This window comes from Streptomyces shinuiensis, from assembly GCF_043660855.1.
Lineage (GTDB): Bacteria > Actinomycetota > Actinomycetes > Streptomycetales > Streptomycetaceae > Streptomyces.
Window position 1 is genome coordinate 2163477 of sequence record NZ_JBIHML010000001.1, and the last position, 13129, is coordinate 2176605.

Here is a 13129-nt window from a genome sequence, read left to right on the forward strand (position 1 = left end):
GCTCAAGACAGTTCCTTTCCGAGGATCCACGAGGCGATCTCGCGGATCGCACCGGCCCCTCCGGGAGTGGAGGTGACCGCGCGGGCTGCGCCGCGTACGACGTCGTGGGCACTGGCCACGGCGACGGGCCAGCCGACCAGGCCGAAGCACGGCAGGTCGTTGACGTCGTTTCCGACGTAGAGCACGCGCTCCGGCGCGATGCCCTGCTCCTCGCACCACTGCTTGAGGGCGAGGTCCTTCCGGTCGACGCCGTGGAGCACGGGGATCCGCAGCTTGCGGGCCCGTGCGGCGACCACCGGGTTCTCCTCCGTGGACAGGATCAGCAGGGGCAGGCCGGCACGGCGCAGGGCGGCGATGCCGAGCCCGTCGCCGCGGTGGACCGCGACCGTCTCCCGTCCGTCGGAGTCGACGTACACCCTGTCGTCGGTCTGGGTGCCGTCGAAGTCGAGTACGACCGCGTCGACGTCGTCGCGGGCCGGAAGCGCGCCGGGGCGCCCGTCCGTCCCGCCGTCGAGCAGCGGTGCGAGCGCGCGGGCGCGGGCGAGGTCGTGCGGGTCGTCGACCTCCAGCACGCGCGCCGGGTCGGTGCGCACCGGTTCGGTGCGGCCGAAGAAGCGGTGCCCGGCCTCGCGGAAGCCGACGGCGCGCATCGCGTACGCGGCGCCGGTCTCCAGCAGGTCCTGCGGCCGGTCCTGGCGGCGCGGGCGGTACGCCTTGTCGTGGTTGACCCCGTGCCCGCCGGCCGCGCCGTCACCGCCGTCGCGCCAGACGAAGCCGTGGAAGGGGGCGACGGTCAGCGCGCTGTCGGCGCCGCCGGCCACCGCGGCGGCCACGCCCTCGACGTCCTCGCGGGTGAGGAAGGGGCTGGTGCACTGCACCAGCAGCACCGCCTCGGCCGCCCGTCCGTGCCGTTCGGCGTGGACGTCCATGGCGTGCAGGACGGCGGCCTCGCTGGTGGCGGTGTCGCCCGCGATGCCGGCGGGCCGCCGCACGACCTCGGCGCCCGCGCCGCGGGCCGCCTCGGCGATGGCCTCGTCGTCGGTGGAGACGACCGTGTGCGTCACGCCCCGCGCCGCCAGGCACTCCCGTACCGCGCGGACGACCAGCGGAACTCCCCCGACGGTGGCGAGGTTCTTCGCGGGCACGCCCTTGGACCCGCCGCGGGCGGGGATCACGGCGAGGACGACGGGGCTGCCGGAGGCACTGGGGGACACGGGAGGGGCTCCTTGCTGGACTGCGGTCTGAGGGGTGCCGGGCACGCTCACAGCTCCCCCATCCGGCGGATGACCGGCGCCACGCGCTGGACGCCGTGGCGGTACGCCCCGCGCGCCGCGTCCCGCACGGCCGCCCGGACGGCCCGGCGCAGCCCGGAGGCGGGCCGGCCGGTCTCCGCTCCCGTCCGGGGCGCGCCCGAGGGGCCGAGCCCGTGGCGGGCGAGGATGCCGGGGAGGTAGCCGGGGGCGGTGGCGAGCGTGTAATAGGGGGTGACCGGCGGCAGGGCGCGGCGGGCGAGGAGGTCCGCGACGCGCTCGCGGGCGGCGTCGAAGGCCGCCTCGTAGGAGCCTCCCCCGGAGGGGGGACCCCCGGCGACGACGCCCTGCCGGGCCGTCCACGCCGGGTCGGCCTTCGGCAGCAGCCCGGAGTCGAGCCGGTCCCAGGAGGTCAGGCAGCCCGAGCCGATGAAGTGGTGGTTGCCCAGCGCCTCGCGGACACCGAGGTCGGTGAGGACCGCGGTGGGGATGCCCCGGTGCAGCGACTCCAGGGCGGCGGTGGAGCTGACGGTGACCAGCAGGTCGGTGCGGTCCAGCACCTCCCCCATGTGGCCGTAGACCAGGCGGCAGTTGTCCGGCAGTCCACCGGGGATCCGCGCCGCGAGCTTCTGGTAGGGCTGCTCCTCGATGTGCGTGGTGTGCTCGCCCGGCCTGCTGCGCAGCTTCACCAGCACCTCGCGGCCGGGGTGGCGGCGGGCGTGCCCGGCGGCGCGGCGCAGCAGGTACTCGCGGTCGGCGCGGGAGGCGGGGACGGAGGGCTGGACGGCGAAGACGACCGTGTAAGGCCGCTCGTCGGACTCCCGGTACGGCTCGCCGCCGAGGAAGGGCAGCGCGCACTCCACGACGGCGCCGGCGTCCGCGCCGACCCCCTCGTAGACCGCGCGGAAACGCTCGGCGTCGTGGGCGGAGTTGGCCAGGACGACGTCCGCGCCGTGCCGCAGCAGCAGTCCGTCGGCGAGCTTCTCGTAGACGACGCCGACGTAGCCGGTGACGGTGACCGGGCGGCGCCCGCCTCCGCCCAGGCGGTGGGACAGCCCGTGCAGCATCGCCTGGACGGTGCCGCCGACGCAGGAGAGCACCACCACGTCGTACGCGTCGCGGTCGGCCTCCCGCAGGAACTCCGCGGCCGTCACCTCGCGCAGCGAGGCGGCGCGCACACCCACCTCGTCGAGCTGGCGGGCGGTCGGGGTGGCCCGGCCGCGCAGCAGCAGCCCGTCGATGCGCGCGCCGGGGACGATGCGGCGCGCGGTGAGCGCACCCCATTTCCAGCGGGTGTCGGAATCGGCGAGAACGGCGATGCGCGTTGCGTTGTCCGAGGTGTTCTCCGAGGCACTGCCCGAGGTGTCGTACGGGTAATCCGAAGCGGTACGTGATGGCACGTCGCAGACGCTAGAAAGACATTCCGATTCTCGGCCCAACGCGAACACAACAGACGGTTAACAGCACACCGACGAAAGGCCAACCAGTCTTCCGGAAAGCGGGGTTCACCGTTCCGCCACCGCGATTTCACCCGCCCGTACGCCCCTGGACAGCGCCGATGGCGATCGGGCCCCTAACCTCTCCGGAGTGGTCAAGCTCTCCGTCATCGTGCCGTTCCGCAATGTTCGGCCGTACGCCCCCGACACGCTCCGGAGTCTGCGCGCAAACTCGGCGGACTTCGGAAATGGGGACATCGAATTCATTCTGGTCGACGACTTCTCGACCGACGGCACCTCGGAACTCCTGGAACGCGCGGAAAAGGAAATCCCCGGGGCGGTCGTCGTACGCCACCGGCTGCAGGGCGGCGTGGCCCGCGCCCGCAACACCGGTCTGGACGCGGCGCGCGGACGGTACGTCACCTTCCTCGACGGCGACGACTGGGCCGCCCCCGGCCACTACCGCGAACTGCTCGCCGCCGCCGAGGCGCTGGGCTGCGACTTCCTGCGCACCGACCATGTGCGCAGCACCGGCCGCCGGCGCACCCTGGCCCGGGCACCCGAGGGCCGCCGGGGCACCGTGCTGGACCCGCGCGACGCCATCCTCCCCGCGCACCGCACCACCGCCGTCGACTACGCCTACGCCTGGGCCGGCGTCTACCACCGGCGGCTGCTGGACTCCGGGCTCCTGCGCTTCGACGACGGCCTGCACACCGCCGAGGACCGGCCCTGGATCTGGCGGCTGCACCGCGAGGCGGCGTCCTTCGCCGTGGTCGGCCTGACGGGCGTCTTCTACCGGCGCGGGGTGGCGACCTCGCTCACCCGGATCGGCGACGAGCGGCAGCTCGACTTCCTGCGCGCCTACGACCTGCTGGTGGAGGAGACCTCCCGGGACCGGGAGGCCGCCGCGCTGCTGCCGAAGGCCGTGCGCACCTACTGCGCGGTCATCCACCACCATCTGACCGGCGACCGCTTCGAGCCGCGGCTGCGCCGCACGCTGCGCGCCCGCTGCGCGGCGGCCCTGCGCCGGATGCCCGGCGACCTGGTGTCGCAGGTACTGGACTCCATGGACGCCGAGCGCGCCGCGCCGCTGCGCCGGCTGCGCCGCCGTCCCGCCGCGTCCCCCGACGCACCCCTGGCGGAGGCCGCCCGATGACCGCGAACCGCCGGAACGGTTCCCTCGTGCGGCTGCTGGTGGCCTCCACCCCGCACGGCGCGGCGCTGCTGGCCGCCGCGGCGGACGCGGGCCTGCTGGGGACGGCCCGCGAGCGGCTGCTGCTGGTCGCGAACACCGCCCCGGTCCCCGAGACCGTCCCCGCCCCGGACGCCCTGCCCGGTTTCCGGCCGCTGCGCGACCGCTTCGACAGGGTGCTGTCCTGGAACGCCGCCCTCGCCCCGCTCCACCCCGCCGCCTGGGCGCCGCGCCATGACGACGCGCCCCTGTGGGAGAGGCAGTTGCGCTCCCTGTGGGATTTGGGCGACGCGGCGGTCGAGCTGGTGGTGGAGCGCGTCGAGGCCGGTCCGGGGCAGGCGCTGGCCCGGATCTTCCCCGACGCGCCCCTGACGGTGTACGCCACCGGGCTGTCGGCCTACGGACCCACCCCCGGCAGGCTGGGCCCGCTGGTGGGCACCCGGGTGCGGCGGCTGCTCCACCCCGGCCTGGTGCCCGGGCTGCGGCCGCTGCTGCTGGCGGAGTTCGGTGTCGCGGCCGATCAGGTGCCCGGCCGGGTGCTGCGGGCCGTCGCCGCCCGGGCGGCGCGGGAGTTGCCGGACCCGGGCGCGCCCGAGGGGGCGGTGGTGCTGCTCGGACAGGACCCGCACGCTCCCGGCGCGCTCCCTCCCGGCGAGGAGGAGCGGGCGTACGGGCGGCTGCTGCGCGGTCTGCGGGAGGCCGGCCACCGCGCGGTGGTCCTCGCGCCCCATCCCGCGGACCCCGCGCACCGGGTGCGGGGGCTCGCGCGGCGGGTGGCGGAGCTGGGCCTGGAGCTGTACGAGCCGCAGGGGGCGCAGCCGGTGGAGGCGCTGTACGAGCGGCTGCGCCCGGCGCTGGTGACCGGGTGCTCCTTCGGGGCGCTGCTGGCCGCGAGCACGGTCCACGGCCTGCCCGCCTCCCACGGCGGTACGGCCGTCCCCTCCGCCGGCTCGGGCGCGTACGAGGGGGGCGGGCCGGTCCCGGCGGTGATAGCGGACGCGCTGCTGCCGGGCGGGGCCGGTCACGGCGACCCGGCCGACACCGCCGAACTGGCCCGGCTGGTGCGGGCGGTGGCGTTCTGCGCGCAGCCCCGGGTCAACCCGGAGCTGCGCGACGGGACCGAGCGCTTCCTGGCCGCCCACCCAGAGGAGCGCGTACGGCGCTGGTTCCCGCGCCGCCTGCTGGCCTCCCTCGCCCTGCCCGGCGGGCTCCCCGCCGGCCTGGGGCCGGTCGTCCGCAACCCGGTGGTGCGGCGCGCGGCGCGGCGGGCCCGCGCGCTGGGGCGGAGGGCGCGCGGGTGAGCGGGCCGTGCGGAAGGCGCCGCTCCGGGAGCCGGCGCGGGGCCTCGCGCAGGGATCCGCGCGGGGACGCGTACGGCCGCCGCGGCCCGTGTCGTTCGTCACAGCCGTACGTCCGCCCGGGCCCCGGCGGGCCCATCACCGCAGGGTGGACGGTGTGTTGGGGACGGCTTCGCCGCCAGTGCCCGGCCGCGGGGTGATCCGCGTCTCTGTTTGAACGGCGGGAGTCCCCTCATGCTGGAGATCCGCGGCGCCCATTCGCGGCGATCACGGACACAGGGACACCAAAGGCGCACCGGCGCCCCGCACACCGGCGCGCCACGAGGCGAGACGAGGACACCACCATGGGCCACACGACGGCAGCGAGCATCCCGGCACTCCGGCTCCGCACCGGCGGGCCGTCCGAGGAGGACCGCGAGAAGCTGGTCGAGCAGGTGCTCGGCTGGACGCTCACCGTGCTGGTCTCCGTGATCGTCACCGGGCTCGGCCTGCTCTAGGCACCTCCGGCGCGCATACCACACACACGGGGACGGCTCCGCCCCATACGCTGTGAGGAACGAGTCACACGGAGAGAGGGGGCGGAGCCATGTCCATCACCGATGTTGCCCCGGAACCCATCGCGTTCGGAGAGCGTCTGCGCATCCTGCGGACCCGCCGCGGCATGAGCCGACCTGTCCTGGCCGGTTTGCTGGGCCGCTCCCCGAGCTGGCTCAAGCAGGTCGAGCGTGGGGAGATCCAAACCCCTCCACTGTCGATGATCCTGCGGATCGCCGAGGTACTGCGGGTCCGTGATCTGTCCGACCTGACCGGGGACCAGTCCATGCCCACCGCTCTTTTCATCGGCCCCGGCCACCCTCGCCTGCCCGAGGTCCGCGCCGCCGTCGACGCCTTCCCCCTCACTCGCGCCGACCGCCAGGCCCCGGACACCGCGCACCTGCGCGCCCGACTCGACCGCGCCTGGGCCGCCCGCCACTCCGCCCCCAACCACCGCGAAGTCCTCGGCTCCCTGCTGCCTGACCTGATCCGCGACGCCCAGCTCGCCGTACGGCAGTCCGACGCCGCATCCGAGCGACGCACCGCCCAGGCCGTCCTCGCCGAGGTCTACAGCCTCAGCCAGTTCTTCCTGGCTTACCAGCCCGACAGCGCGCTGCTGTGGCGGGTCGTCGAACGCGGCATGGTCGCCGCCCAGGAATCGGAAGACCCCCACGCCCTGGGCACGGTGGCCTGGCTTACCGCCGAGGCCCACCGCGACTCCGGTCACTACGACGGCGCCGACGCCGTCACGATGGAGTGCCTGCGCTACCTCGAGCCCGAACTGCCCGATGCGGACGACCACGTCCGCGCGATCGCCGGAGCCCTGCAGGTGGCCGCAGGTTACACCGCCGCCCGCCGCGGCGACACCGGCGCGGCGTGGGGCTGGTGGGACAAGGCCGACCGCGTCGCCCGGCGCCTGCCCGACGCCTACTACCACCCCGTCACCTCCTTCTCCCGTGCCGTCATGGGAGCCCACGCCGTCACCCTCGCCGTCGAACTCCACGCCGGCGGGGAGAGCGTGAGGCAGGCCGCCCGGGCCGACGCCCGCTGCATCCCCTCCCGCCCGCGCCGAGCCCGGCACCGTATCGAGGAGGCCCGCGGATACCAGCTCGACGGCCAGCCCGAAACCGCGCTGGCCACCCTGGAGAAGGCTCACGAGAACGCACCCGAGACGATCCGCTACAACGGCTACGCCCGGCGGATCATCCTGGAGGAGACCGAGGCGAAGTCTCCCGAGCGACGGCGCCGCGCTTCCGAGTTGGCGGTGAAGGTCGGTGTTCTCGCCGCCTGAGTGATCGCCACCTGAACAGGAGTGCGAGGGGCAGGAATCCTGCCCCTTCTCCCGCTACAGGAGTCCTACTTTCGGTGACGAACCGATCACCGGAACTCTTCGGGGGCTCCTGTGCAGACCTTGCCCACCGCGCCACCACCTGCTGCCCTGCCGGCCACAGCAGATGCCCCGGTCGACATCGACACCGTCATGGCAACGATCGATCGGATCCTGCCCACCAGCACGGTCCTGCCTCGGCCTGAGAACATCGAGAACCTCGTCGCTGAACCGGCCGACCACTCATGGCCGTTGCAGTCCGCCATCGACCGGGTCCGGCCCCCGGCCGTCGACTGCCGTTGGCTGCCGCGCTGTCCCGCACCCGAAGAGGGGTCAGCACGGTGACCACCTCCGTCGATCGGAACAGCTACGCCGCCCCGCTCGTCCGGGCGGGGGTGTGGTGCGAGGCGATCAGCACCTACTCGGGCGTACCGAAGACGGCCACGCGCCGGGACGGATACGCCGCCCTGAGCCCGGAGGCGGCGGTCCGGTGGATACGGGCCGGGGTGCGCACGGTGGCCTGCGTGCTCGGCCCGCATCAGGCCGGATACGTGCTGGACCACTGGGTGGACGGACCCGGCTCGGCACGGGCGTGCGCCCGGCTGCACCGGGGCGAACCCTGCTCGCTGACCCTCTACCCCGGCATCCAGGAACTCACCTGGCAGGCCCGCCCAGTGCGGTTCCTGCACCTGGCGCAGATCAACGGCCGCCCTCCCTGCGGCCGCCGGCACCGGCCGCGACTGCTGCTGACCGGGAGGGGCGACCGTGCCCGGTGACACCCCCAGGCAGCCGACGGCGCGACGAGGACCGGACAGCCCGGCCCGCTGGGCCGCGCGTACCGGACGGCGAAGGCCAACCCCGGCGCCCTCCTCGTCGTAGAGCCCCTTCTCCCTGTACCACCTGATCGAGAGGCACCACACTCCGTGAACCCGACCCCGACCCTGACGCACACAGCCGCGGACCTGTCGGACCTGGTCCTCGGCCCTCTGGAGCTGGGATGGCTGCGGCCCACCGGCCGCGTCCCGGACGTGCTGCTCGCCTGGGAACGCGGGGCGCTGGGCGAGGCGCCGACCGGGCTCGCCTGGGACGTGGTACGCCTGCCCACCGACACCACGTGGGAGACGGTGCGGCAGCTCCGCACGGCCCGCGCACCGCTCGGGCCGGTCCTGGCCACCCCGCTCGGGGTGGACTTCCTCGTCACCCCGGGCTCGGCGGACGGCTGGAACGCCCCCGGCAGCGCCCGCCTGCCCGACCGCACCCTGGTGCCGCTGCCGCACCCGGACTACACCGACCCCCGCCACCTGGGCAACCGGTCCTGGATCGTGCGCCCCACCGGCACGGAACTCACCGACGGCCCCGCCCTGCGCGACGCCTACGTCCGCGCCCGCGCGACGACGCGGACCGCCCGGTGAGCGGAGCCCGCACGGCACCCGACGCCGGTCGCCCCGCGCGCCTCGCCGAGCGGATGAGCGTGGTGCCCTACATCGCCGCCTGGTCCGGTGAGCCGATGGTCCACCCCCGGCCCGTCCGGGTCGCCTTCGGCGGCGGCCGCCTCGGCTTCCCCGGAGAGGACGCCACCTCCTACGGCCACGACTGGCGCGGCGCGCTGTGGGCCCGGCAGTTCCCCGGCCAGGGGAAGGGCGAGCCCCGGTACGAGACGGTCCATGTGCAGCGGCAGCGCCGCGCGATGAGCGACCTGCTGTGCCAGGTCTGCGGGACGACCACGGTGACCGGCGCGATCGGCGAGCGGTTTCTGTTCCTGGTCAAGGACGTGGGCCGCCCGATCTCCGAGGGCGAGCGGACCACGTCGCCACCGGTGTGCGTGCCCTGCGCCCACATCGCCGTGCGCGAGTGCCCCCACCTGGTCAAAGGGCACGTCGCCGCGTGGGTGCGCGACGCCGTCCCGTGGGGCGTGGCCGGCATCGTCCACCACCCCTACTTCGTCCGGCCCCTCCCCAGCGAGGGCCTGGTGGATGTCTCCTACGACGCCCCCGCGCTCGCCTGGATCCTCGCCTACCGGCAGGTCGTGGCCCTGTATGGCTGCACCCCCGTGAACCTCGCCGAACTCACCGCCTGACCCACGCGAAAGGGATGACCGCCCGTGTGCCGGCACACGCCCCCGTGCCCGCCCGCCACCTCCCCCGACCGGGAGGCTGCCCACGTCACCGCGCACTGGCCCGAACAGGGCTGGTCGCTGCTGTGCGACGGCGTCCTGCTGCCCGACGGGCAGGTCATCGCCCCGCACCGCCCGGCCGGCCCCCTCACGGCCGCCGCCGCATGCCCCCTGCCCCCTGCCCCCCGGCAACGGAAGTTCCGAATCCCCTGCGGCCCGCCGCCGGAGGCAGGCAAGACCGCTTCCCCGCCCGGCGGCCCGCCGTCCCTGGGCCGACACCCGGCCGGGCGGGGAAGCACCCAACCCCGAACCCACACCCCTTGGGAGGAACACACTCCATGACCGGCACGCAGAGCACCGACAGCACCGGCCCGAAGACGTGGCTGCTCCAGGGCCTGGTCGAGCGCAACGCCCGCATCCGCAGCGCGGCGCTGGTCGCCTCCGACGGGATGATCCAGGACGCCCACGGCCTGGACGACATCGACACCGCCGATGTCCTGGCGGCCACTGTCTCCGGCCTGTACTCCCTGGCCAGGGGCATCGCCGCCCGCATCGACACCGGGCCCGACGGACACCCGGGCGGTGTGCGGCAGACGATCGTGGAACTGAACCACACCCTGCTGTTCGTCTGCGCCGCCGGCAACCGCACCCACCTGGCCGTCATCGCCGACGGCGACGCCGACCCGGCCGTGGTCGGCTACGAGATGGCCCAGTTGGTCAGGCAGGTCCGCGAGCACCTGGCCGCGCCCGCCCGCACCACGGCGGCCCCGTGAGGCGCGCTGCCGCCCCGCCGCCCCCGCGGCGGGTCACCATTCCCGCCCGCCTTGTGCGGCCCCTGGACATGCTGGACGACGACGGAGTCCTGCGCACCATCCACTCCGTCACCCCCAAACCGGACCGCCGCACGTTCCTCCGCTTCGGCCCCACCCGGTACCGGCTCCTGCGCAATGACGAGGAGGTGACGCTGGTGAAGAACCCGCGCACCCGCCCGGACGACACCGCCACCAATCCCCGGTCGCTGATGCTCGGCGGCCGCCGGGGCCCGTACGCCACACCGCCCGGCTACCTCACCGGCCCGCGCCGCCACCCACGCCACCTCCAGCCCGTCTGACCGTGACTGGTGAGCGCAGGCGGGTGCCAGCCGCCATGCTGGTGCCTGCCCACCGCTCACGTACCACGACGGAGACGACCGTGTTCCCCACGACGCTGTGCACCGACCACATCGCATGGACCACCGCCGACGACGGCCGCTACCGGCTGTTGGCCGACGACGACGGCAACACCTGGCTCGCGGCCTGGACCGACCAGGGTCTCCAGGTGCACACCGCTGCCGGCGGCGCCGAACCTCCCGTGCCTTCGGTCACCGCTGCGGACGACCTGCCCGCGCGTGCCCCCGCGCAGCTCACCGACGCGCTCACGACCCTCGGCACTGTCCAGCGCCTTGCGAACCCGTCGCTGTGGGATGCGCTGTCCACCGCGATCATGCGGCAGGTCATCCGAGCCGGCACCGCCCGCCAGCGGTACCAGCAGTGGGCCCGGCTCCACGGCACCCCCCACACGGTGCCGGGCGGCCCGACCGTCTACTGCGCGCCCGGACCGCGCAAGGTCATGGAGCTGCCCGCGGAGGAGTTCACGGCCGCAGGCATCAAGTTCTTCTACCCCGTACTGCGCGCGGCCGCCCACGCCTACCTGGAACACGGCGACCACTGGCGGCACCTGGACGGCGACCAGATGGTCAAGGAGCTGCTCGCCGCGCGAGTGCCCCGTCTCGGCCCGTGGACCGTACACACCGCCGTCGCCGACTACACCGGCCGCTTCGACCTGTACCCCCACGACGACCTTGCGGTGCGCACCTGGGCGAACAAGGCCGCACCCGGCGTCGCGGACATCAGCGACGGCCGGACCTTCGCCCACCGCTGGTCGCGGTGGGCCGACACTCCAAGCCAACTGCACGCCCTGACGCTGTTCACACTCACCTGGGGGAGCCATGCACCCGGCCCACGGAACACCACTACGCGCCCGTGACCTGATCGCCGGCGCCGACCCGACCCGGCCGCTGGACGCGCTGTTCATCAATGCCCCACTGCGCGACTACGGCACACGGCCCCGCGTCAACGACTTCGTCCTGCCCGTCCTGGGCATGGCCTACATCGCCACCTACGCCGCACAGCGCGGCGGCTTCAACGTCGGAGTCCTGGACGCCGAATCCCACGGCCTGGGCATCGGCGAGACCGCCGACATCGCCAACGCCGCCGCGCCGCGCTGGGCCGGTTTCAACCTCCTCGCCCCCACGTACGAGATCAGCGCCCGGATCGCCGAACGCCTCGACCCGAGCATCGCGGTGATGGTCGGCGGCCACCAGGCCAAGGCCATGCCCACACAGGTGCTCACCGACCCGCGCTGGGCCCGTGCGGAGGCCGTCGTCCTCGGCGAAGGAGAGACCCGTGTCGCCGCCCTCCTCGATGACCTCGGCTCCCGCGCCACACTGCCGGGCGTGATGTGGCGCGACCCGGCCCAGGGCCGCCCGGTGACCGGCGACGGCGACCGCGCCCATCTGGCGCCGCACATCGACCGGCTGCCGTTCGTGGACCGCGCCTTCCTCGCCGACGACCCGCGCCGCGCCGAAGACGGCCGGATCGAGGCGAACATGGTCGGCGCCCGCGGCTGCCCGTACGACTGCTCGTTCTGCGGCGCCGCGGTGTCGGCGAACCCCGACGTCCTCATCCGCACCCGCGACCCGGAGAACATCCTGGCCGAGATGGACCAGCTCCACGCCGACCACGGTGTGACCGCGTTCCGGTTCGTGGACGACCTGTTCCTCGGCCACAAGCGGTTCATCACCGCCTGCATGGCCGCGTTCACCACCGCCCGCGCCGGCGACAGGTACGTGTGGGACGCCACCGGCCGCATCAACATCCTCGCCCGCGCCGACAACGCCCTGATCGACACCCTCGTCGCCAACGGGTTACGGGAAGTCGCCCTCGGCATCGAGTCCGGCAGCGAACGCCTGCTCGGCTACATGGACAAGCGCATCACCCCGGAGATGATCCGCTCCGTGGTCACCCGCCTCACTCAGCGGGGGGTCGGCGTGAAGGGCTACTTCATCCTCGGGTTCCCCACCGAGACCCGCGCCGAGCTGGAGGCCACCGTCCGCCTGGTCCACGACCTGTGGGACATCACCGATCCCCTGCCCGGCCGGTTCCGCGCCTCGGTGTTCGAGTTCCGCCCCTACCCGGGCACCCCCGAATGGAACCGGCTCATCGCGACCGGCCGCTACACCCCCGGCCAGCTCATGGCCTACACCGCCGTCGATCTGACCGGCGACGGCCTGGACGAGGCGATGCGTGCCCGGGACGAGTTCAACTTCTCCACCGGCATCCAGTTCGGCGAGGCGACCGTGAACGAGGTCCGCGGGCGCCTGGTCTCCCTCTCCCGCGCCCAGCACGCCCGCACCGTGGCGGCGGCATGAGAGGGCGGTTCATCGTCGTGGACGGCCCCTCCGGAGTCGGCAAGACCACCATCTGTGAAGCTCTGGTCAACGCCCTGTCGGGGGATGTCCTGCACACCGCGCAGCCGTCCAAAGGTCCGGTCGGACAGCTCGCCCGGCACGGCACCGCCGACTTCGGCGGGACCACCCTCGCGCTGCTGGTGGCCGCCGACCGCGCCCACCAGTGGGTGGCCGAGATCAACCCCGCCCTGGCCGAGGGCCGCACCGTGGTCTGCGACCGCTACGTGCCGTCCTCCCTGGTCCTCCAGACCCTGGAGGGAGTCGATCCGGTCTACCTCCGGCAGATCAACGCCTTCGCCGCCGTCCCGGACCTGACGGTGATCCTCACCGGCGACCCCGGCCGGTGCGCGGAGCGGGCCGCACGCCGGGGCGGCTACTCCCGCTTCCACCGCCTCACCGCGGACGACCGGCAACGCGAGCACGACCTGTACCGAGAAGTCGCCCGCCAATGGGCCGACATGGGCAGGAGGG

Annotated in this window: 13 protein-coding genes and 2 pseudogenes; 13 read left to right on the forward strand and 2 right to left on the reverse strand. The window is 74.2% G+C overall.

Annotated features, from left to right (window positions below; all coding sequences use genetic code 11):
* Positions 1-2 precede the first annotated feature (2 nt).
* Both ACGRHY_RS09535 and ACGRHY_RS09540 read right to left on the reverse strand, forming a co-directional pair.
* A complete protein-coding gene (locus tag ACGRHY_RS09535; protein WP_394634959.1) occupies positions 3-1214 on the reverse strand; it encodes a cytidylyltransferase domain-containing protein in 1212 nt (403 codons plus the stop codon).
* Positions 1215-1261: 47 nt separating this feature from the next.
* On the reverse strand, positions 1262-2569 hold the full coding sequence (locus tag ACGRHY_RS09540; RefSeq protein WP_394637983.1) for a DUF6716 putative glycosyltransferase: 1308 nt from the start codon (positions 2567-2569) through the stop codon (positions 1262-1264).
* A 268-nt stretch (positions 2570-2837) separates the two neighbouring features.
* Between ACGRHY_RS09540 and ACGRHY_RS09545 the strand changes: the two genes are divergently transcribed.
* From ACGRHY_RS09545 to tmk, 13 genes and pseudogenes are all read left to right on the forward strand, one after another.
* Positions 2838-3842, forward strand: a complete 1005-nt coding sequence (locus ACGRHY_RS09545; RefSeq protein WP_394634960.1) for a glycosyltransferase family 2 protein — start codon at positions 2838-2840, stop codon at positions 3840-3842.
* A complete protein-coding gene (locus ACGRHY_RS09550; RefSeq protein ID WP_394634961.1) occupies positions 3839-5179 on the forward strand; it encodes a hypothetical protein in 1341 nt (446 codons plus the stop codon). The genes ACGRHY_RS09545 and ACGRHY_RS09550 overlap by 4 nt, the downstream gene beginning before the upstream one ends.
* Before the next feature lie 341 nt (positions 5180-5520).
* Positions 5521-5673, forward strand: coding sequence for an SCO1431 family membrane protein (locus ACGRHY_RS09555; protein ID WP_237883063.1), 153 nt, complete (start codon positions 5521-5523; stop codon positions 5671-5673).
* An 89-nt stretch (positions 5674-5762) separates the two neighbouring features.
* Positions 5763-7001: a helix-turn-helix domain-containing protein gene (locus ACGRHY_RS09560; RefSeq protein WP_394634962.1), complete on the forward strand. Its 1239-nt coding sequence runs from the start codon at positions 5763-5765 to the stop codon at positions 6999-7001.
* A 377-nt stretch (positions 7002-7378) separates the two neighbouring features.
* Positions 7379-7813, forward strand: coding sequence for a hypothetical protein (locus ACGRHY_RS09565; protein WP_394634963.1), 435 nt, complete (start codon positions 7379-7381; stop codon positions 7811-7813).
* Positions 7814-7960: 147 nt separating this feature from the next.
* The gene (locus ACGRHY_RS09570) at positions 7961-8449 is read left to right on the forward strand and encodes a hypothetical protein (RefSeq protein ID WP_394634964.1); all 489 of its coding nucleotides are present in this window, start codon (positions 7961-7963) and stop codon (positions 8447-8449) included.
* Positions 8446-9114 (forward strand): hypothetical protein, encoded by a 669-nt coding sequence (locus tag ACGRHY_RS09575; RefSeq protein WP_394634965.1) that lies wholly within the window; start codon positions 8446-8448, stop codon positions 9112-9114. The genes ACGRHY_RS09570 and ACGRHY_RS09575 overlap by 4 nt, the downstream gene beginning before the upstream one ends.
* Before the next feature lie 24 nt (positions 9115-9138).
* Positions 9139-9285 (forward strand): annotated as a pseudogene (locus ACGRHY_RS09580) (DUF5999 family protein); the annotation flags it as partial.
* A gap of 203 nt (positions 9286-9488) precedes the next feature.
* A complete protein-coding gene (locus ACGRHY_RS09585) occupies positions 9489-9923 on the forward strand; it encodes a roadblock/LC7 domain-containing protein (RefSeq protein ID WP_394634966.1) in 435 nt (144 codons plus the stop codon).
* 53 nt (positions 9924-9976) lie between these two features.
* Positions 9977-10261, forward strand: coding sequence for a hypothetical protein (locus tag ACGRHY_RS09590; protein WP_394634967.1), 285 nt, complete (start codon positions 9977-9979; stop codon positions 10259-10261).
* An 80-nt stretch (positions 10262-10341) separates the two neighbouring features.
* Positions 10342-11175 (forward strand): DNA glycosylase family protein, encoded by an 834-nt coding sequence (locus ACGRHY_RS09595; protein WP_394634968.1) that lies wholly within the window; start codon positions 10342-10344, stop codon positions 11173-11175.
* Positions 11138-12619, forward strand: a complete 1482-nt coding sequence (locus ACGRHY_RS09600) for a B12-binding domain-containing radical SAM protein (protein ID WP_394634969.1) — start codon at positions 11138-11140, stop codon at positions 12617-12619. The genes ACGRHY_RS09595 and ACGRHY_RS09600 overlap by 38 nt, the downstream gene beginning before the upstream one ends.
* Positions 12616-13092: pseudogene (tmk, locus tag ACGRHY_RS09605) on the forward strand (dTMP kinase); the annotation flags it as partial. The gene ACGRHY_RS09600 and the pseudogene tmk, both read left to right, overlap by 4 nt.
* Positions 13093-13129 lie beyond the last annotated feature (37 nt).